Genomic DNA, 20,682 nt, shown 5'->3' with positions numbered 1-20,682 from the left:
ACTTTTCAAGTAAAGGATTGACTTTAAAAAATTTTTATGTTAAGCTAGCTTAAATAAAATATTTTAATTAATAAATATTTTAAGTCAAAAAAGGCGGTGTATTATGAGATTTAAAAAAATATTTATTTGTTTACTTGCATTCTCAATGTTTTTAACTTCATGCTCTTCAAAAACTGATAATAATTCAAATAAAACAGTTGAAGAAGAAAGTAAACAAAAAAAGAAAACAATAGAAAATGTAGAATTGGAAGAAGAAATAAAAAAAGTGGAATTTCCTGAAAATGCCACAGCAGTTTCTTTCAAGAGTTACAATCCAGATAGTAATAAAATTTATTTTAGCTATTCAAAGAAAGATAGTATAACTTATGCTACTAAAGATTTAAATAATAATTCCGTAGATATAATTTATGAAGTTAAAGGTAATGAACTGGAAAATATGTTTACTATCCATGATGGAGTTGTTGATGACACATTATATATAGTAAAGACTAATACTAAAAATTTGGCGAACAATAAAACATATAAAAAAAATGGAAAACAATTCTATGAATATAATTTCATTGTTGTAGATAAAGATAAAAATGTTAAAAAATATTTTAATGAAGATGAAGTCTCAACGTCAGGAGATAATCAAATTTATAGTAGTGTTCCTTCAGTTAGGATTGATGGACATAATTTAATCTTGAGTACTCAAAACCATGTAGGAAATGACATTATTAAATCCTTTATTTTTAAGTTTAATATTGATAAAGCAGAATTGACTTTGGTTAAAGAAGAAGAGTTAAATTACAGCAACAATAAATTTAACGGTAAATTTATTCTATTTGCTGGTGGAGTTGAAAATAACATCTACTATCAACTTGTAAATTACAATAATACTGGCAAAATGGAAAACGGCACTGCAGAAGTTTACAAATTAATTTCTGAAAGCGAGTCTAAAAAAATTTTAGAATTGGATAAGGATAATACTCAAGAAAACGCAAAAAATAGAAGATTATTTTTTATTTCAGGAGATGATAACCTATTATTTACAAGTAACTTAGTACCAAATACAGCTAAATACAATACTGGAAAAGTATATAATTTGAACACTATGGAAGGTACAGAAATTCCAAATATTACAGTTGATAATGACATTAGAGAACTTTACACAATAAATAATTTATATTTCTTAAATAATAGAAGCAATTTCTATGTTTATAATAATGAAGGAAAATTATTACTTCAAAAACCTTATAATCCTGAAGAAAAATTAGCTTCCAATATTTCAGTAAATAAAGATACTATTTCTTTTTTAATTAAAGAAAAGCTAACTGCAACAGAAGGAGAGTTTCATATTATTAAACTTAAAGAAAAATAAAATTAAAAAGCAAATAATCATTGATAAATGGCGATTTTTAATCGCCTTTTTTTGTCTAGAATTAGTTTGTTTTATTTAAACTACTCTCAATTTAAAGCATTGACTTTAAATTATTGCTATGTTATGATATTCATAGTTACCAAAACGCTTAATTACTGATGTTTTGGTAAATTTTCTAAACTATATGAACGGCGGTGCTTTATGAAATTTAAGAAATTATTTATTTGTATATTAGCCTTTTCTTTACTTTTGACTTCTTGTACAAGTAAATCAAAGAATAATTCAAATTCCAAAAACACTAAAGAAACGAAAAAAGAGAGTATTGAGAATGCAAGTTTCGATGAAGAGATAAAAAAAGTTGAAATTCCAAAGAATGCAACCGAATTTAAATTTTTAAATTATAATGCAGAGAATAATAAACTCTATTTTAGATATACGAGTAATGGTAATATAGTCTATGCTTCTAAAAATATAAAAGATGATATTACAGATATAATTTACGAAATTAAAGGAAATGAAAAGACAAATATGTATGCCATTGCAAGAGATGGTGTTATTGATGAAACACTATTTATAGTTAAGGTCAATGACAAAAATGTTGCAAAAGGTGAAAATAAATTTTCTAATGTATATGAGTATAATTATATTGTTATCGATAAAAATAAAAATGTGCAAAAATACTTTAATGAAGATAAAGCTGAGATATCTGGCGATTATCAAGTATATAACAAAATGCCAACAGTTACGATTGATGGACGTAATTTGATTTTAACTTGCGAAAATACCATTGATAATAATATTATAAAGTCATATATTCTTCAATTTAATATTGACGGTGCAAGTTTGAGATTACTTGAAGAAAAAGAGTTAAAGACAGAAAATAAGAAACTAAATGGAAATTATATTAAGTTTGCTGGTGGTCTTGGAAATGAAATATATTACCAAGTGTTGAATTATCAAAATGATGATAAGATGGAAGAAGGTTCTTCAGATATTTATAAGCGTACTTCCCCTAGTGAGTTTAAAAAAGTTTTAGAATTAGATAAAATAAAGAGTCCTCAAAATGCTAAAAATGGAAAAGCTTTATTCGTTTCAGGAGATGACAAGCTATTATTTACAAGTGGCTATGTGCTTGATGATTCAAAATACAATACAGGCAAAGTATTCAATCTATCAAATATGCAAAGTACAGATATTCCTGATGTAACAAATGGAATGGATATTGTAGATGCTTATAAAATCAATAATTTGTATTTGCTAGATAATACTTATACTGCCTACGTTTACAATAGTGACGGGAAATTATTACTTAAAAAGACATATAGAGATAAAGAAAAGTCTATTTCAAAAATAGAAGTTACAAATAACTCTATTTCCTACATAGTTAGAGAAAATGAGGATTCAAAAGAAGTGGAACTTCATATTCTTAAACTTAAAACAAAATAAAATTAAAAAGCAAATATTATTGATAAACGGCGATTTTTTTAATCGCCTTTTTTATGGCTAAAAACATTATAAATATATTTTTTCTTTTTTTATCTAAAGCGTTGACTTTATCGATTTATTATGTTATTATAACTATAGAGTGATATTAGTAGGAGGGCTTATGGATAAAAAAACAATAAAGGGACTTCTTTTAATTTGGTTATTATTAATACCGTATATAACAAATATTTTTATGTATATCCCATTTTGTGGACATTATTTAGATTTTGAATATACATTTCTAATATATCTTTCAATGTTAATTACAATATTAATTTTATATTATGAAGTATCTAAAAAAAAGTAAAAATAAAGGACATTCGTTTGAATGTCCTTTTAATATATTAGTTTTTCTTTGCAATTCCTGGTGTAGTCATTGAGAATACATCTAAGATATTGTCTATTTCTTCTTCAGTCATAATTTTTTCTGAAATTAAAACTGCCTTTACAGGTAAATTTTGTTCAATAGCCTTATGAATTACTTCAACTGATTTTTCGTATCCAATATGTGGAGCGAAAGCAGTTACGATTCCATAGCTGTTATGAACCATATTTTTAGTTCTTTCTGCATTTGCAGTAATTCCTAAGATACAGTTATGAACAAATGTACTTGCTGCTCTACCAATTGTTTCAACTGATTCAAATAAGTTATAGAAAATAACTGGTTCAAAAGCATTAAGTTCAAGTTGTCCTGCTTCTGCAGCCATTGTAACTGCAAAGTCATTTCCTGCACAGTTGAAAGCAACTTGAGAAACAACTTCAGGAATTACAGGATTTACTTTTCCTGGCATAATTGAACTTCCAGCTTGTCTTGCAGGTAAATTGATTTCTGCAAAACCACAAGTTGGACCTGAAGACATAAGTCTTAAGTCATTAGCGATTTTAGACATACTGATTGCACAACTCTTTACGAGACCTGAAACATGAACAAAAACATCAATGTTTTGTGTTCCGTCAATTAAGTCTTCTGCTTGAACTAATTCCATATCTGTAACTTGAGCAAGATTTTTTACAATCTTATCCATATAACTTACATCAGCATTAAGTCCTGTTCCAATTGCAGTTGCACCCATGTTTACTGTTTTTAAAACTGTACATGCTGTTTTAAATAATTTAATATTTCTAGAAATTCCAGTTGCATAAGCTCTGAATTCTTGTCCAAGTCTAATAGGAATAGCATCTTGCATTTGAGTTCTTCCCATTTTAATAACATCATCAAATTCTTCAGCTTTTACAAGTAAAGCACTTTCTAGTTCTTTTAAACTTTCAATTGTTTCACCTAAAAGTCTGATAAGAGCAATTTTACCACTTGTTGGATAAACGTCATTTGTAGATTGTCCCATATTTACATCATCATTAGGATGAATTATTGAATAATCTCCAAGTTTTCCACCTAAATGTTCAATAGCGATATTTGCAATTACTTCATTTGCATTCATATTATGGCTTGTTCCTGCGCCCCCTTGAATTGGGTCAACAATAAATTGATCTAAATATCTTCCCCAGATAATTTCATCACAAGCATAAACTATTGCATCCTTTTTCTTTTCGCTTAAAACTCCTGCTTCAAAGTTTGTAATAGCACAAGCTTTTTTGATTTCAGCAACTGATTTAATCATTTCAGGATTTGTTTTTCTTCTTGTAATCTTGAAATTTTCTGTTGCTCTTTGAGTGTGAATTCCATAATAAGCATTTTCTGGAATTAAGCTTTCTCCAATACAATCGTGTTCAACTCTGTATCCTTGTTTTGCTTCCATAGTATCTTCTTACTCTCCTTTATATAAATTATATTTTAAACCATTTTTTTAGGGTCAACAATTTCATCGAATTCTGACTCTGTTAAATAACCGAAATGTAAAACTGCTTTTTTTAATGTTGTATTTTCCTTAAAGGCATATTTTGCACATTGACTCGCCTTATCATATCCAATATATGGATTAAGTGAAGTAACAAGCATTAAAGATTCATTCAAATATTTATTTACAACTTCCTTATTTACTTTTATTCCTCTTACACAGTTCTTAACAAAAGATTCCATTGCATCTGAAAGTAAATTTACAGATTCAACAAAACTGTGAATAATAATAGGCATATATACATTAAGCTCAAAATTTCCTTGAGATGCACAAAAACTTATTGTAGTATCATTTCCTAAAACTCTTGCACAAACCATAGTCAAGGCTTCTATTTGAGTAGGATTTACCTTACCAGGCATTATTGAACTTCCAGGTTCATTTGCAGGAATTTCAATTTCTGAAAAACCGCAACGTGGTCCACAAGCTAAAAATCTTATATCATTTCCTATCTTGATTAAATCCATTGCAAGTGCCTTAATAGCTCCATGAGAAACTACAACAGCATCTTTCATTGTCAATGAATGGAAGAAATTTTCAGCAGGTTTGAAGTCCTTGCCTGTAATTTTTGAAACATATTTTGCAACAATATTTTTAAAGTTTTCTTTGGTATTAATTCCTGTACCAACTGCAGTTGCTCCAAGTGAAATTTCTAAAAGACCTTTTCTAGTAAATTCAATATATTCCAGACATTTTTCAATAGAATTTCTATAACCACTAAACTCTTGAGAAATCTTAATAGGTACAGCATCTTGTAGATGAGTTCTACCAATTTTGATAATATTGCTATTTGCATCTTCAAAAGCTTTGAAAGCTGAAATCAAAGTTTTCATTGATGGAATAAGCTTTCTGTCAATAACATCTAAACAAGCAATATGTAAAGCCGTTGGAAAAGTATCGTTTGAACTTTGAGATTTGTTTACATCATCATTTGGGTGAATTAAAGTTTTGCCCACCTTTTGATTTGCATAATTTGCAATTACTTCGTTCAAATTCATATTAGTTTGAGTACCGCTTCCTGTTTGAAAAACTACAAGTGGAAAATGTTCATCAAGATTTCCACTATAAATTTCCTGAACAGCATTTTCTATTGCAGAAAATTTTTCCTTGTTTAAATCCCCAAGCTCATAATTAGCCATAGCACAAGCATACTTAACAGTAGCCATAGCTCTTATAACTTCGGTTGGCATTTTGTAATTTCCAATTTTGAAATTTTCAAAACTTCTCTGTGTAGTAGCTCCCCAAAGCTTATCACTTTCTACCTTTATTTCTCCAATAGAGTCTTTATAAACCTTATAACTCATTAGAACCCTCCTATATTTAATCAATTTTTATCTTTTGAAAATAAAGTTAATTTATTTTTATTAAATATTTATTAAAAATGGACAAAAAAAATTAATCCCTCTAATTAAAATTAGTTTTTTTAAAATATATAATTTAAAAACCTATTTCCTCATACTTTTCCCTAAACTTTCTATCCTAACTGAAAAGTATGATATACCATAATCTTCTTTTTAATTATTTTTTGATGAAGATTATGATGCAATAAATATGTCTTTACACCTTGTGGTAAAGACAATTATACCATAATTCCTTTTCGATTATTTTTTTATGGTAATTATGGTGAAATTAATATGTCTTTATGCCTTGTGGTAAAGACAATTATACCATAATTCCTTTTTGATTATTTTTTTATGGTAATTATGGTGAAATTAATAGTCTTTACAAAAAGTTTTCTTCACTATTCTATTAATTATATCATAATCTTCTTTTTAATTATTTTTTAATGAAGATTATGATGAAATTAATATAGTTTTACCATCAGGCGTAAAACTATATTAATTATAACACAAAAAAAACAAAATGTTTAACATTTTGTTCATTTTTTGTTAGTTATTTATTAAATAACAATTTATTGTTATAGTTTACAACTGCTTCATATTCATATACTCAAATTAATTTACAATTCTTTAAACTTACTTCTTAGTAAAAAAGTAATAACCCTATTATTTCATAGTGAATAATTCACGTCATAATACTTTGCGAAGAAATGCTCCCAAAACGTCATCTCGAGCGTAGTCGAGAGATCTCACACTATTATTTGCTTACAAATAATAGTAAGTCCTGCAAAGGACTTAAAAAAATAAAAATGTTAACTATAATTACTATGTAAATTTTCTAAAGCTCCATTTAGTATGAAAATTTCATATCGATGTATCTACGATACATTTACTTTTGCTAATGCAAAAGTATAAGATTTCTCCACTACACTCCGCTCTGCTACGTTTCGGTCGAAATGACGTATAAGGAGAAATCTTCGTTTAGTAAAAAGACGTTAGAGGTAAATAAACTTCAACATTTATTTTCAATTTATAATAAAAAAATCTAAAATTTTACAATGCTTTTATTAAGTGAAAAACTAATAACCCTACTATTTCATAGTGAATAATTCACGTCATAGAATTGTGCATAGAAATGTCCCCCAATACGTCATCTCGACTGGAACGTAGTGGAATGGAGAGATCTCATTACTATTATTTGCTTGCAAATAATAGTAAGTCCTGCAAAGGACTTAAAAAAATAAAAAAGTTAAATATAACTACTATGTAAATTTTCTAAAACTCCATTTAGTATGAAAATTTCATATCGATGTATCTACGATACATCATTAAATTTATTTTATTTCTTTCAGAAATATTATTGCTTGTAAACAAGCAATAGTTGGAATGATGTATAAGATGTTTAAGGGATTGACGTTAATAGTAAATTAACTTCAAAAATTATTTATAATTTATAAATATTCTATATTTTAAAAAACTTTCATTATAATTAATAAGCAGTCTTATAACCAAAATTGACTACAAGACAAAAGCAATTATAAAACGAATTTATAATTGCTTTTAATATTCTAAAATTTCCATTGCCTTTAAATATTTATTTCTTCTATTAATATCTTTTTCTGTTATTGTTTTTAATCTTTTTAAGTTTGAATTATGCCTTAAATCTGACAATTTTACAGCCAAAGCTATTTTATTGGTCTTTACTCTATTTATATAGTCAAAATACTCCTCATCAGTATTATGTGTTAAAAGTAAAATGGCTTCCATTTGCTCTTTATCTAAAAATTTAAAATCCTCTATACTATACAATTCACTATCTTCAAGTACATCATGTAATAAAGCTACAGTTTTTGCTCTAACTCCATTAACTCCCAATGCAACATTTATCGGATGAAAAATATAACATCTACCCGCTTTATCTTTCTGTCTGATATGTGCTCTTAACATAATAACAAATGCTTTAAATAATTTAAACATAATTCCTCCTTTATAAAAAACAATACAATATTTCTATACCCTTTTTAAAGTCATAAGCATAAATATTAAATCTTATTTATTTAAGAAATACTATTAATAATAAATAAAAGAATTAGTCAATCTTTATGACATACCTGCTTTTGACTGTTTAGTTTATTCTATGGTATAATGAATTTATAATTTTTTAGGAGGAAATAATGAAAAAAAATATAACAATTTTATTAGTTGGTTTATCTTTAGTGGTTGTTTTTGGAATCTACTATTATTCAAGTAAAAAAGATTCTTCATCAAAAAAACAAGATACAAAGGTAACAACCGAACAAAATACTCAAAAAAAGAAAGAAACAGAAAAACAGATAGATAATTATAAAAAAGAGAAGGATGAAAAAAGAGAAAAGCAAAAAATAGAAGATGAAAGAATTGAGAAAGAAAATAGAGAGGCTGTAAAAAAAGCAACTGCAAATGGAAATATTCCTCAAGAGTACAAAGAAGCTCTAAAAAAAGCTCAACATTACTCTCATTATATGTATAGATCTAAAAAATGGATATATTATCAACTTAGTTCTACAAATAAAGACGAATTAGTCAATGGAGATGGCTTTAGCAAAGAAGCAGCACAATATGCGGTTGATAATTTAAATGTTGATTTTAAAGAACAAGCTGTAAAAAAAATTGATGGATATAAGAATTTTGATTTGAAGCAGATTAGAGATTTTATGATTGATGTTGAACTATTTAGTGAAGAAGAAACGGAGTACGCAATTAAACATTTAAAAAAATAATTTAGATAAAAAAAAGCAATAGAACTATTACCTTGATAGAGTGAATTATCACTCTATTTTTTATTATAATTTTGTATGCTACTTGTATGCTATTAATAAATTTTTATACATTTTTTAGCTTTTTAAAATAATCTAAACAATAAAAAAGTGTTGGAAAATACGCATTTTCCAACACTCCAAAATTCTTTGTCTTATCTCTTTGAGAATTGTGGGCTTCTTCTTGCCTTTTTAAGACCATATTTCTTTCTTTCTTTCTTACGAGGGTCTCTTGTTAAGAAACCAGCTCTTTTTAATACAGGTCTTAATTCAGCAGAAACTTCCAATAATGCTCTTGCAATACCATGTCTGATTGCTCCAGCTTGTCCTGTAAATCCGCCACCTTTAACATTTACATAAACGTCGAATTTACCAAGACTTTCTGTTATTTCTAAAGGTGCTTTTGCAGTAACCTTTAAAGTATCATAATCAAAATATTCATCTATATCTTTTTTATTAATAACAAATTTTCCGTTTCCAGGTGTTAAGAAAACTCTAGCTACTGAAGTTTTTCTTCTTCCTGTTCCTATATATTGAGTTGCCATATATGTTAATCTCCTTTCTATTCCTATTCACTTAATGTTAAAACTTCAGGTTGTTGTGCTTCGTGATTGTGTTCAGGACCTGCATAAACCTTTAATTTCTTGAACATTTGTCTTCCTAAAGTATTCTTTGGGAGCATTCCCTTAACAGCTAATTCAATAACTTTTTCAGGTTTAGTTTGTAACATTTTTTCATAAGAAATAGCTTTTAAACCATTTGAATATCCAGTATAGTATCTATGTTCTTTTTGTTGTAATTTCTTACCAGTTAATTTAACTTTTTCAGCATTAACAACAATAACATAATCTCCCATATCGAATGATGGTTGGAATCTAACATTTTTCTTTCCTCTTAAGATTGAAGCAACTTCAGTTGCAAGTCTACCTAAAACAACGTCTTTTGCATCAACTACATACCATTTACGATTTACATCGCAAGGTTTTGCTACGTAACTTTTCATTTCATTCCTCCTTAATTCTTTTTACAATATTGGGTTATTTAGACATCGCTACCCAGCGATTTTGTAGGCGAGGACTTATTAATCGCAACCTCGACTGCTATGCGATCGATATTGTAAAAAGACAAGGCTTTTTAAATATCATGTATCCAAAAGTGATACTTGAGTATTATATCATAAATATATACTAATTGCAATACTTTTAAAGATTTTTTTATAATTCTTTTAAAACTTTTGATGTTAAATCCGGATAATTTCCAATTAGAGCATCTACTCCCATTTCAACTAGATACTTCATTGCTTTTTCATCATTTACTGTCCAAGTATTTATTTCAAGACCCATCTTTTTAAATTCTTCTACCCAAGATGGCTTTTGTAAAAGCATATAATATCCCGGATGGACAGCTTCGTGCTTAATACCTCTCATATATTCAACTGTATTCATCATTGGACTTTCAAAAAGGAGTCCAGTCTTAAAAGTAGGATCAATTTGTTTGCAAAGTTCCATTGACTCATGATTAAATGAGGATAAAATAACATCATCCTTAAGTCCAAACTCTTTTACCATTTTGATAACAGATTCTTCAAGCCCATAGTAGAATACATAGTTATTTTTAAGCTCTAAATTTACAAAAAGTTTATTATCCTTTACAATTTGTAAAAGCTCATCCAAGAAAATAATTTTTTCTCCTAAAAACTCACTTCCCTTATGTGAGCCGAATTCCATTTGTAAAAGCTCTTTTGAAGTCAAATCCTTTATAAAACCACTTCCATTTGAACAAGTTCTGTCAACAGTATCATCGTGAATTATTACAAGTTTTTTATCCTTTGTCATATGGACATCAGTTTCAAAACCGTCACAATCAGAATGTTCAATAGCCTTTAAAAAGGCAATTTTTGTATTTTCAGGATATTTTCCGGAAAATCCCCTATGAGCTAAATTTAATATTTTTTTCATAATATCTCCTTAATTTCTACTTAAAATATATTTAAGTATATCACTTTTAAAAAATTTACTCAATAAGATTTTATGTTTAATGGATTACCAAAGGGGTAAAAGATTAAAGTATATAAATACAAAATATTTTTATTCGCTAGGGGTGCTACTAAGCTGAGAAATACCCTTTGTACCTGATTCAGTTAATACTGACGTAGGGAAGTTGAATAGTCTTTTTTTGTGGACTTTCTAGTGAATATCTTAGGAGGTTTTTTTTATGGAAAATTTTGGAAAATTTTTCTCAAGTACCGCTGGAAAAACAACTATTATATTGTTGATTTCCTTTGCTTTTTTATTTTTTGTCTTTTATTTTAGGAGAGATGAAAAAATATTTTCTACAAAAGCACTAACTTACTCTGCTATTTTATTAGCTCTTGGAATTAGCGCAAATCAAATAAAGTTTTTAAGCCTACCACAAGGTGGAAGTATTACTTTATTTTCAATGATTTTTATTGTTTTCATTGGTTATATGTTCGGACTTCGAGTAGGACTTATAGCAGGTATAACTTTTGGACTTTTAAATTTATTGATTAAGCCTGAAGTTTATACACCCGTTCAAGCAATTATCGACTATATCCTAGCATTTGGTTCTCTTGGACTTAGCGGATTGTTTGCAACTAAAAAAGATAAATTAATCCCTGCTTACCTTATTTCAATTACAGGAAGATTTATCTTTGCAACATTATCAGGTTATGTATTTTTCGGAGCCTACGCACCAGAAGGTTGGAACCCACTATTTTATTCAATCTGGTATAATATTTCATATATCGGAACTGAAGGTGCTTTAACAGTCGCATTACTTTTAATACCACTAGTAAGAAATACTTTAGAAAAATTAAAATCAAGCAATTTTAAAACAAATTAATTTTTCACAATAAGAACCCCACCCTTCCACGATGCTTTGCATCGGGTGGGTGCCCGGGAACCTTGTTACTTCGTAATAAAAAAGGCTAGTTGATGCTAGCCTTTTTCTATTTTATTAATATTTTTTTCTTATATCAACTATATTTAATAATAAAATAATTATTTTTTAAAAATTATCTAATCCAAGCTCCAGAATTATCAAAAGTATAATCTACATTTCTTATTCTAAGCGTTTTGCCTTGAGCGATATATCCTCCTTTTTGAGCATAATACCACTTACCACCAACGAAAATCCATTCATTTTCTACAATATATCCATTAGATTTAGCATAGAACCAGTTTCCGCCTTCATATACCCATTCTTTTTCAGCAATGTATCCGCCTGATTTAGCATAGAACCAATTTCCACCTACGAATACCCATTCTTTTTCTGCTATGCTTCCATTAGATTTAGCATAAAACCAGCTTCCGTCTTTATATACCCATTCACTTTTTGACATTGAACCAGTTGCTTCTAGATAATACCATTTTCCATTGTCTTTAACCCAGCTATTAGCCATCATATAACCATCTTTGTCAAATAAATACCATTCATTATTTATGAATTTCCAGCTGTCTTTAACTTTATACTTTCCATCAGCTGATTGATAACTCCATTTTCCATTATCATTTTGAACCCATTTATAAGCTTGTGGATTTGGTTGTTCTTGATTGTCTTCTACAAATTTCCATTCTCCTTGTAGTATCAAATCATCATTTTCAACTATTGCTTCATTTTCTATAGGTTCAACTTGATTATTTTTTGGAACCTTCCAAGTTATGAATTTCCAAGTTCCACCTTCAACTTTTACATCATCAAATTTTGGAAGAGTTATTTTTGTACCATTTGGAACATTGTATTTATCTGCAGGTTTTTTATTTTTAACTGCTTCTGGTAAATCTCTATCGTCAGGGACTGCAATAAATCTATATACTACCTTAAATTTATTTACTTGACCCTCTTTTTCAAACTCCCAAACTCCTTGTAATTTGATATCTTCGTTTACAATTTGAACTTCATTATTTACTACTGTTTTAGTTCCGTCTGAATTAACTTTTTCCCATCTTTTGAACTTCCAAATTCCACCATCAGCCTTTACTTCTTTAAAATCAGTTTTAAGTTTATATTTAAAACCTTTTGGTGCGTCAATGGCTGATTGTGGAATTTGGTTTTCTACTCCATCTGGTAATTTTTTACCTGCTGCCCCTGATACAAATGTAGGTATTACATCATATTTTTTCTCAGTCTCTCCCCGATGAATAAAATTTGTACCAACATTATGAGCTTTTTCACTCTTTTCTTGCTCTGCAAAACTTACGTTCGGCAATACTGCAACTAACATTGTAAGAATAAGAATTTTTGAACTTATCTTCTTCATTTTTCCCCCTTTTTATTAAAATATTTTGCTATCGGAACTTAATTACATTATTTTAGACAAATGAAAATTAATCTAATATAAGTAATTATGATAATAGCAATTAATATTATAACATAAATCCTCCTTTTTGTGCAATTCTCAATAACAAAAAAGAGCTAGTAGTTTTACTACTCAGCTCTTTAGTAATTTTCTATTTAAAATATCTCTAAATCATCGTCATATACAATATCTTGCAATGCTCTGACAATCTTATTAATATTAAAATTGATTAATTTTGTTTACTCTTTCCTTTTCTGTTAATAAAATATCCAGTAATAAAAATTACTATACCACCAACAGTCATAATTAAAAATAGAATATCTCCAGTTTTTGGAAGTCCTCTTCTAAACGGTTTATTTTTTATAATTGTTGCCTCATTAGTCTTTGAATTTGCATCTATTTTAAATTCAATACTTTCTGAAAGCAAACTATAACCTTTTGGAGCTTTTGTCTCTACTAAGTAGTATGTTCCAAAAGGAAGATTTTCAACTTTGAACCCTCCGTTTTTACCAGAAACAAGTACATAATCTTTACCATCTCTTTTAAAAGGAATAAATTTATTTCCATCTTTTATCATTACTTTAAAATGAGCATCTTCAAGGAAATTCGGATTTTTACCACTTGAAACTTTAACAAATAATTTGTCTCCTGTTTCTGCTTTTTTGTTTATTACTTTAAGAGAAATCTCATTTTCATCAACGATTTTAAATGAAGTATCTCTCTTGTCTATTACATAACCTGAAAGTGGTTCAATTTCTCTAAAGAAATATTCTCCTAAAGGTAATTTATCAATAAAAATCTGTCCATCCTTGTCCGTATAGAGTGTTCTTGTTGAACCCTCTTTGTCGTATGAGTTTTCTGTTAGTGGTACTTCAACATCTCCATTAGCAGTTCTCATATATAATTTAAAGCCTACATTTTCAAGAGGCTTATTTTCTTCTGATATTTTTAAAAGTCTTACTTTTCCTAAAATATCAGGTATTTTTATAATTGTTTTAGAATAAATTGTATTTCCATCATCGGGAACTTTAAAAACAAAAGGTGATATTTCATAATCTCTTGAATTATCCGAAACTTCTCTTACATAATAAGTTCCTTTTTCAAGACTTAAAGTAATCCTTCCATCTACATCACTTTTAGATGTTTCTGTAAAATTACCATTTTCTTTACTTATATCTTCATCTTTTAAATCTTTTAGTTCTTCGATAATTTCACTTTTTTCTTTATTAGCATAACTGTCTTTAAGCTTCCAAACTTTTAACTTAGTATCTCTTATAGGTTTTTTCTCTTCTTTTCCCTTTTGAGAAATCAAGAAAATATCTATAGTTTCAGATGCAAATACTGTTTTGCTAATAAAGCCTATATTCAGAAGCAATACAAAAGCCATTACAATAGATATTAAATTTTTCGTAAATTTTTTCAATGCTTCTTCTCCTTCAACTAAAATTATATCAGGAGAAAACTCCTGATATAATTATTTAATTTTTATAGATTATTTTTCTTCAGCATTTCTTCTCTTCATTGCATAAACAGCAACTCCCATAAGAGTAATACCAATAACAGTGAAGATAACTGTACCTACTCCACCTGTTTGAGGAATAGTAACTTTTTTATTTATAACTTTTGTTGCATCTGTCTTACCAGCTTGATCTTGAGAATAATTAATATCTCCAGCACTTGAATAAGAATTTGCATTCACTTCAAAATCAATTTTTCCACTTAATAATGCATAACCTTCAGGAGCTCTAACTTCTTTTAATTTGTAGTTTCCTGCTAAAAGACCTGCAACTTCAAATTGGCCATCTTTGTTAGAAGTAAATTTAACTGCCTTAGCTTCAGTAGTCCATTCATAGTCAGTTCTTACTTTTAAGAATGCTTTATCACGAACTTCTTTAGCTTTTTCAATTTTTTCTTTAGCTTCTTTTCCTTCTTGACCTTGTTGCTTATTTGTTTCTAAATCATTATAAGCTTTTATTGCTTCGTCATATTTTTTTTGAGCTTCTGCATAGGCATCTCTGTCAGCTTTAACTGTAGCAGAGTCTTTTAATCCTAAGAATTTACCATTTGCATTTTCAACAACAAATTCAGCACCAGCTAATCTATCAGTTCCATTTTCGCCAGTTTTAACAAATTTCTTTCCATAAGTTACTACTTCTGGAGAAGTTGGAATTACAGGTACAGGACTATCAGGAGTTTTTGTATTCTTAACAGTAACCTTTCCTGCTTCAGTTTTATATTCAGGAGTATATCCTGCAACAATTTCTTTTACATAATATGTTTTACTTGCATCTAAACCTGTAAATTTATGATTAAAATTGTCCTTTTTAGTAACACTATCTACAACCTTATCATCTCCAGCAGTTGCACTTTTTTCATATAAGTAATATGTTACAGTAACACCAGCAGGAGCATTTCCTTCAGCCCAACTCTTTGTAACTTCTATAGAATTATCCTTTGGAGTTACTTCGTTTTCTCTTGGATCTTTAAATTCTCTTACTTTATTATCATAATCAAATTTAACTTGGTTCTTATCTGGAGTATCAACTACAGCTTCCCCATTTAAAATAGCTTTATATTTTAAAATAAATTCTACTTCGCCTTTTTTAGCAGCATCTTCAATTTTCTTAAGTCCATCTTCTTTAAAATTTAAAACAAATCCGCTGCCATTTTCTTTTAATTCATAATCAGTTCCAGAAGTTAATGTTACATCTTCAGCAGGGTCTAATACTTTAACAGTAAGTTCTAAACCTTTTTTGTAAGTAAGTCCTTTAGTCATAGTATCTTCCCATCTTAATGTCTTATATTTAGCATCTTTAGGAAGCTTAGTTTTTACTTCGTATGGAACTTCATCACCAATCATCTTATTTACATTACCCTTTGGTTGTTCTGCATTACTATAATTTGTTTGTCCTTCAAGATTCTTATCAACTTGAGGCTTTTCTTGAACATTCTTTGGATAAACATGAGCATTTTCGATAACTCCGTCTTCTTTAACCAAAGGTAAAGTTATAAGAACAGGTACAGCTTTTTGAGAAGTTAATGTTTCTCCTTTTTCTCCAACATAAGTTGATTTTTCTCTAATTTCAACTATTTGGTATTCACCGGCAGGAAGCTTTGTAACATCAAAGTCTTTCCCATTAGCTGTTGTAAGACCACCTAAAATATTAGCATCATCTAATCCACTAGCTTCTGATCCATCACTTTTGATGTATTTCCATTCACCAGCATCATTTTTCTTTTGCCATGCAAAATAAACACCAGGAATTTCTTTTACAGAATCAGGATGTCCATCACCTATTTTTGATAAAATTTGGTTTAGTTGGTTAAGGTCTTGAGTTCCATTGTAACCACCTTTTTTAACTTTTTCACTATCCCATTTATCCAATTCATCTTTTGTCTTTAAAAGTAATTTATGCAAAGTTACTTTTTTTGTTCCATTTCCTTCAGCGCTTACTTTTGCAGGTGAAAACATGGATGAAAACATTCCGATAACCATTGCAAATGCTAATACACTTGAAACAATCATCTTAGTTATTTTTTTCATAACTAATCTCTCCTCCTATAAATAAATTCTTATAATTTTTGAGCTTACATAAGTAAAATTTGACTTATTAATGTCAAATTTTTGCAAATTATACTCTTATAAATTTAAATTTTATGAATATCTATGCTAAATATTCTATAATTTCACGATAAGTATATCATTAATTCAGAAAAAAAACAATAGAAAATCCAAAGATTTTTATAAATTTGTAAGTTTAATAATTTTTTACTCTTAGGGATTGATTTTATTTTAAATATGTTGTAAACTGATAATGGTTAATTTTGTAGGAAAAAATTTCGAAGTGAATATTTATGCACAATAGTAAAAAACAATGGTATTTTGTTTTTTGTTCATATTATATTTACGATTAACATATATTTATTTTCGGGGAAGGTAATGAAATGAAATCGAAAAAAGTCTTAATTAGTTGCTTTTTAGTTTTAGTTTTTTTATTTCAATTTACATCATCAGCTTTTGTTAATGCCGAAATAGGCTATACAACAAATCAAGAAGGAACTTTTCCAACTGATTATGATGAAATAGATGGTCTTATTAGAAATGCTAAAAATCAACCAATAGATTATGAAGATGCTAAGCTGTCCAAAACTGTTAGCAAAGGTGAAAGGGATGGAGAGTTTTATGTAGATTTAAAAATTGAAGGAAAATATAAAGAAGAAGATATTACTAAAGATATTGTAATTGTTTTGGATAACTCCAACTCAATGCAAAGAAATAATCGTGTTGGTATTGCACATAAAGTACTAAGTGAATTTACTAAGAATGTTCTTAAAGATGGAAAAGGAAAAGTAAGACTTGCCTTAGTAACTTATGGTACTGATGTATTCGACGGAAGATATGTAGGTCATGCTGCGCGTCCTGGATATTCATCTGATTTTTGTGTTAAACATTTTACAACAAATCCAAATGAAATAATAAATAAAGTCCCTAGTAATATTCCTACAACTCGAGGTCAAACATATCTTGGAGGAACATTTACACAAGCGGCACTTAAAGAAGCTCGTCAGATTTTAAGTACAAGTAATGCAAAGCAAAAAATAATAGTACATTTGACTGATGGTATGCCCACTAATTCTTATGAAATGACTTCGATAGACAGAGATGGAGCACAATTTTCTAATACCATAAAGGGAACTGGGCTAACTTACTTTTTAGGACAAAATTTTGCATATCAACATAATGCATATAATGTTTGGAATCCATTAACTAATAGTAATCTTTATGTGAATAACCACGGTATTCCAACATCTTATGAAGCTAAAAAGTTTACTAAAGATATTGCAACTTATACAATCGGTATTGAACTTGCACAAGAGAAATATAATGGTGGAAAATATTATCCAAGTGGAACACTTGAAAAACCTGATATTGTTAAGTTGATGAAGAGCATTTCAACTTCACCAAATCATTATTACGATTCTGCTAATGTAAATCAACTAAGCTCTATACTTAGCAAAATAGAAAAGGACATTCATAACACAGTTGTTAATGGAACTGTAACAGATCCTATGGGGCAAATGGTAGATTTAAACTTGTCTAATCCTGAAAGCTTTAAACTTACTGCATCTAACGATTCTATTTTAGAAGCTGTAGATATTAATTATAGTAAACATACAAGACAACTTACTTTAACTGGTTTGCATCTAGGAAAGGATCAATGGGTTAATTTAAGATATAAGGTTAATTTAAGAACAGAAGATAAAGATTTTAAGATAGGGAAATTCTATCAGGTTAATGGCCCAACAAAATTGGTTCCTAAGGATAGTAACCCTAATAAATCTATCGATTTTCCAATTCCTTCTGTAAAAGCTGAGTATTTAGAAATAAATGTAGAAAAGATTTGGAAATATAAGAGTGGTAATGAATTACCTGAAGAAATGCGAAAAGATGTTAAGATAAAGCTTATAAGGAAGTCGACTAATCCGAGAGTTCCAAATTCTAAAAAAGAAACAGTAATTGCTGAAAGAACTCTAAATAAAGCTAGTGATTGGAAAACAAAATTCGAAAAATTAATACCTTTTGACAATCTTGGATACTCTTTTGAATATTATGTTAAGGAAGAAGCTTTATCAAAAGACTTTGAAACCAAGATAGAATATTCAAATAATAAAAATTTCATTCAATCAACATCTGGAGATGTTAAGATAACGAATATAAAAGATATTGAAATTGAATTTTTAAAGTACAAAAAAGAAGGAAATAATAAAATTCCTATTGAAAATGTTGAGTTTGAATTATATAAAAAGTCTCAAAATGGAGAATATGAAGTTGTAACTAAAGATAATAAGAAAGTTATTTCAAAGTCTGGTAATGACGGAAAATTCAAATTTAACGGACTTGAAGTTGGAGAATATGCAATTAAGGAATTAAAAGCTCCTGAAGGATACCGAACTCCTAAGGATTTTGTAAGATATTTTAAAGTAAATAAAAAAGGTGAAATTGAATACGATAATTCAATCTATTCATCTAAAGAAGCTTTTTATAATATCGAAAACAAGAAACTTACTCCAATGTACTTTATGTTAAATAAAGTGAATCTTTTAGGCGAGTTGATTAAAGAAGGAAACTTAGAATTAGAGTTAAAAGGAAGTTCAGGAAAGACTGAAATTTACGATTTAACTAAGAGTACAGCAGATGGCTTTAAGTTTGAAATTCCACTTGACTTTGAAAGTGGTACTTACATTCTTACTGAAAAGAATGCTCCTATGGGATATAAAAAATCAAATATTGAATATCACATAAAAATTGATAATGAAGAAAGAAAAATAATTTTAGAAAAAGAAGTTCAAAACGGAGTTTCTACAGTTAAAAATATTGTCTTATACCAAGAAAATGGAGAAGATATAGAAACTAAAAATCTCAATATTACAAATGAAAAAACAGTATATCCACATACAGGTGGAAGTGGAACAGCTTTGTTTATCATAACAGGAGTATTATTTATGGTATGTTCTGCTGGAGCATATTATATAGTTCAAAAGAAAAAATCAATTTAATAAATTAAAAAATTTATAAAAAAAGACCTTAAGTTTTAAAACTCAAGGTCTTTTCTATTGCGAAGCAACAAGGTTCCCGCTACCCACCCGATGCAAAGCATCGTGGAAGGGTGGGGTTCTTCTTGCTATTTTCTTTTTATTAAAAATCTTATAAATTTATATCCTGTAAAGATAAATACAATCCACAATCCGCCAGTAATAGAATATACCAAAATAGACATATTTTTTACATCTTTATTTGTTTCTTCTTTGGTTTCAACTTGTTCCCCAGTATTTTCTACTAATCTTTCACAATTTACAAGCATTCGATAAGGACTTGGTGGAATTGCAGGGTCACAAGTAAGCAATGTCAAAATATCCTTATCTTTTTCTGGTTCTAATTTTTCCCACTCATAAGGTTTTATAATTTCCGTATTTGAAACTACATAAGTTAAAGTTTTTCCAGCTCTTTCAATATAAACTTTATCACCTTTTTTCAGTTTGGAAATATTTAAAAACATTACATCTTTATACCAACCTCTATGTCCCGCGATTACACTTCTATTCCCATTTCCTCCAGTTGGGAGAGCTGTTCCGTCAATATGTGCAACACCATTATCTAGATGTTTATAGGAGGCATCAAGTCTTATAGGTTTGTATAAATCTATGGCAGGAATTCTTATATATGCAAAAATCCCGTCAGGATCTCCTTTTTTAAATTCGTAAACAGTGTTATATTCTTCATTACTAAAAGGATCTACTATACTTGAACTTTTTACATTGTTATTATACTCTTTTATTGAATTTTCAAGTTGAGTTTTTTCTTCTTCACTCATTTTTTCTTGAAGTGACTTAAACTCTTCATACATGGACTTTTGCCTATAATTATTAAACACCAAATTAGTAAAAGTGTATAATGGAAGTGAAATTCCTATAATCATAATCAAATATCCAACAATTCTTACTTTTTTACTTTTCATTTAATTTAACCCAT

General features: G+C 28.4%; 16 protein-coding genes and 1 riboswitch. Of the genes, 6 read left to right on the top strand and 10 right to left on the bottom strand.

Annotated features, from left to right (window positions below):
• Nucleotides 1-103 precede the first annotated feature (103 nt).
• The 3 genes from VJI77_RS06495 to VJI77_RS06485 all read left to right on the top strand — a co-directional run bounded on the left by VJI77_RS06495 (nt 104) and on the right by VJI77_RS06485 (nt 3,152).
• A complete protein-coding gene (locus tag VJI77_RS06495) occupies nt 104-1,360 on the top strand; it encodes a hypothetical protein (RefSeq protein ID WP_323988806.1) in 1,257 nt (418 codons plus the stop codon).
• Nucleotides 1,361-1,561: 201 nt separating this feature from the next.
• Nucleotides 1,562-2,806 (top strand): hypothetical protein, encoded by a 1,245-nt coding sequence (locus VJI77_RS06490; protein ID WP_323988805.1) that lies wholly within the window; start codon nt 1,562-1,564, stop codon nt 2,804-2,806.
• Between the two features lie 160 nt (nt 2,807-2,966).
• Nucleotides 2,967-3,152, top strand: coding sequence for a hypothetical protein (locus tag VJI77_RS06485; RefSeq protein ID WP_323988804.1), 186 nt, complete (start codon nt 2,967-2,969; stop codon nt 3,150-3,152).
• Nucleotides 3,153-3,189: 37 nt separating this feature from the next.
• Here the strand turns inward: VJI77_RS06485 and VJI77_RS06480 are convergent, their stop codons facing one another.
• The 3 genes from VJI77_RS06480 to VJI77_RS06470 all read right to left on the bottom strand — a co-directional run bounded on the left by VJI77_RS06480 (nt 3,190) and on the right by VJI77_RS06470 (nt 8,015).
• The gene (locus VJI77_RS06480; RefSeq protein WP_009354392.1) at nt 3,190-4,602 is read right to left on the bottom strand and encodes an aspartate ammonia-lyase; all 1,413 of its coding nucleotides are present in this window, start codon (nt 4,600-4,602) and stop codon (nt 3,190-3,192) included.
• Between the two features lie 35 nt (nt 4,603-4,637).
• Nucleotides 4,638-6,002: a class II fumarate hydratase gene (gene fumC, locus VJI77_RS06475; protein ID WP_009354721.1), complete on the bottom strand. Its 1,365-nt coding sequence runs from the start codon at nt 6,000-6,002 to the stop codon at nt 4,638-4,640.
• Nucleotides 6,003-7,598: 1,596 nt separating this feature from the next.
• Complete coding sequence (locus VJI77_RS06470; protein ID WP_323988803.1) at nt 7,599-8,015, bottom strand: GTP pyrophosphokinase; 417 nt, start codon at nt 8,013-8,015, stop codon at nt 7,599-7,601.
• 197 nt (nt 8,016-8,212) lie between these two features.
• On the opposite strand from VJI77_RS06470, the gene VJI77_RS06465 reads away from it, so the two are divergent.
• The gene (locus VJI77_RS06465) at nt 8,213-8,797 is read left to right on the top strand and encodes an Ltp family lipoprotein (protein ID WP_009354437.1); all 585 of its coding nucleotides are present in this window, start codon (nt 8,213-8,215) and stop codon (nt 8,795-8,797) included.
• A gap of 191 nt (nt 8,798-8,988) precedes the next feature.
• On the opposite strand, the gene rpsI is transcribed toward VJI77_RS06465, so the two are convergent.
• The 3 genes from rpsI to VJI77_RS06450 all read right to left on the bottom strand — a co-directional run bounded on the left by rpsI (nt 8,989) and on the right by VJI77_RS06450 (nt 10,791).
• Nucleotides 8,989-9,378 (bottom strand): 30S ribosomal protein S9, encoded by a 390-nt coding sequence (gene rpsI, locus VJI77_RS06460; RefSeq protein ID WP_313961509.1) that lies wholly within the window; start codon nt 9,376-9,378, stop codon nt 8,989-8,991.
• A gap of 23 nt (nt 9,379-9,401) precedes the next feature.
• On the bottom strand, nt 9,402-9,836 hold the full coding sequence (gene rplM / locus VJI77_RS06455; RefSeq protein WP_009354317.1) for a 50S ribosomal protein L13: 435 nt from the start codon (nt 9,834-9,836) through the stop codon (nt 9,402-9,404).
• 211 nt (nt 9,837-10,047) lie between these two features.
• Complete coding sequence (locus VJI77_RS06450; protein ID WP_323988802.1) at nt 10,048-10,791, bottom strand: glycerophosphodiester phosphodiesterase; 744 nt, start codon at nt 10,789-10,791, stop codon at nt 10,048-10,050.
• Between the two features lie 128 nt (nt 10,792-10,919).
• A riboswitch (TPP riboswitch) is annotated at nt 10,920-11,008 on the top strand.
• 39 nt (nt 11,009-11,047) lie between these two features.
• On the opposite strand from VJI77_RS06450, the gene VJI77_RS06445 reads away from it, so the two are divergent.
• A complete protein-coding gene (locus VJI77_RS06445) occupies nt 11,048-11,695 on the top strand; it encodes an energy-coupled thiamine transporter ThiT (RefSeq protein WP_323988801.1) in 648 nt (215 codons plus the stop codon).
• 172 nt (nt 11,696-11,867) lie between these two features.
• Here VJI77_RS06445 and VJI77_RS06440 read toward each other — a convergent pair whose 3' ends face one another.
• The 3 genes from VJI77_RS06440 to VJI77_RS06430 all read right to left on the bottom strand — a co-directional run bounded on the left by VJI77_RS06440 (nt 11,868) and on the right by VJI77_RS06430 (nt 16,695).
• Nucleotides 11,868-13,112, bottom strand: a complete 1,245-nt coding sequence (locus VJI77_RS06440) for an SHIRT domain-containing protein (protein WP_323988800.1) — start codon at nt 13,110-13,112, stop codon at nt 11,868-11,870.
• A 268-nt stretch (nt 13,113-13,380) separates the two neighbouring features.
• Nucleotides 13,381-14,574 carry an MSCRAMM family protein gene (locus tag VJI77_RS06435; RefSeq protein ID WP_323988799.1) on the bottom strand — a complete coding sequence of 398 codons (1,194 nt, stop codon included), beginning with the start codon at nt 14,572-14,574 and terminating at the stop codon, nt 13,381-13,383.
• Between the two features lie 69 nt (nt 14,575-14,643).
• Nucleotides 14,644-16,695, bottom strand: coding sequence for a pilin N-terminal domain-containing protein (locus tag VJI77_RS06430; RefSeq protein ID WP_323988798.1), 2,052 nt, complete (start codon nt 16,693-16,695; stop codon nt 14,644-14,646).
• A gap of 401 nt (nt 16,696-17,096) precedes the next feature.
• On the opposite strand from VJI77_RS06430, the gene VJI77_RS06425 reads away from it, so the two are divergent.
• Nucleotides 17,097-19,709 carry a SpaA isopeptide-forming pilin-related protein gene (locus VJI77_RS06425; RefSeq protein ID WP_323988797.1) on the top strand — a complete coding sequence of 871 codons (2,613 nt, stop codon included), beginning with the start codon at nt 17,097-17,099 and terminating at the stop codon, nt 19,707-19,709.
• Nucleotides 19,710-19,834: 125 nt separating this feature from the next.
• Here the strand turns inward: VJI77_RS06425 and VJI77_RS06420 are convergent, their stop codons facing one another.
• On the bottom strand, nt 19,835-20,668 hold the full coding sequence (locus VJI77_RS06420) for a class C sortase (protein WP_323988796.1): 834 nt from the start codon (nt 20,666-20,668) through the stop codon (nt 19,835-19,837).
• Nucleotides 20,669-20,682: the final 14 nt, after the last annotated feature.

The organism is Parvimonas sp. D2 (genome assembly GCF_035282635.1).
Lineage (GTDB): Bacteria > Bacillota > Clostridia > Tissierellales > Peptoniphilaceae > Parvimonas.
This window is presented reverse-complemented; position numbering and strand designations above follow the sequence as displayed.

Coding starts and splice junctions, on each gene's coding strand:
- VJI77_RS06495 (WP_323988806.1), top strand. CDS start 104: ATGAGATTTAAAAAAATATTTATTTGTTTACTTGCATTCTCAATGTTT.
- VJI77_RS06490 (WP_323988805.1), top strand. CDS start 1,562: ATGAAATTTAAGAAATTATTTATTTGTATATTAGCCTTTTCTTTACTT.
- VJI77_RS06485 (WP_323988804.1), top strand. CDS start 2,967: ATGGATAAAAAAACAATAAAGGGACTTCTTTTAATTTGGTTATTATTA.
- VJI77_RS06480 (WP_009354392.1), bottom strand. CDS start 4,602: ATGGAAGCAAAACAAGGATACAGAGTTGAACACGATTGTATTGGAGAA.
- fumC (WP_009354721.1), bottom strand. CDS start 6,002: ATGAGTTATAAGGTTTATAAAGACTCTATTGGAGAAATAAAGGTAGAA.
- VJI77_RS06470 (WP_323988803.1), bottom strand. CDS start 8,015: ATGTTTAAATTATTTAAAGCATTTGTTATTATGTTAAGAGCACATATC.
- VJI77_RS06465 (WP_009354437.1), top strand. CDS start 8,213: ATGAAAAAAAATATAACAATTTTATTAGTTGGTTTATCTTTAGTGGTT.
- rpsI (WP_313961509.1), bottom strand. CDS start 9,378: ATGGCAACTCAATATATAGGAACAGGAAGAAGAAAAACTTCAGTAGCT.
- rplM (WP_009354317.1), bottom strand. CDS start 9,836: ATGAAAAGTTACGTAGCAAAACCTTGCGATGTAAATCGTAAATGGTAT.
- VJI77_RS06450 (WP_323988802.1), bottom strand. CDS start 10,791: ATGAAAAAAATATTAAATTTAGCTCATAGGGGATTTTCCGGAAAATAT.
- VJI77_RS06445 (WP_323988801.1), top strand. CDS start 11,048: ATGGAAAATTTTGGAAAATTTTTCTCAAGTACCGCTGGAAAAACAACT.
- VJI77_RS06440 (WP_323988800.1), bottom strand. CDS start 13,112: ATGAAGAAGATAAGTTCAAAAATTCTTATTCTTACAATGTTAGTTGCA.
- VJI77_RS06430 (WP_323988798.1), bottom strand. CDS start 16,695: ATGAAAAAAATAACTAAGATGATTGTTTCAAGTGTATTAGCATTTGCA.
- VJI77_RS06425 (WP_323988797.1), top strand. CDS start 17,097: ATGAAATCGAAAAAAGTCTTAATTAGTTGCTTTTTAGTTTTAGTTTTT.
- VJI77_RS06420 (WP_323988796.1), bottom strand. CDS start 20,668: ATGAAAAGTAAAAAAGTAAGAATTGTTGGATATTTGATTATGATTATA.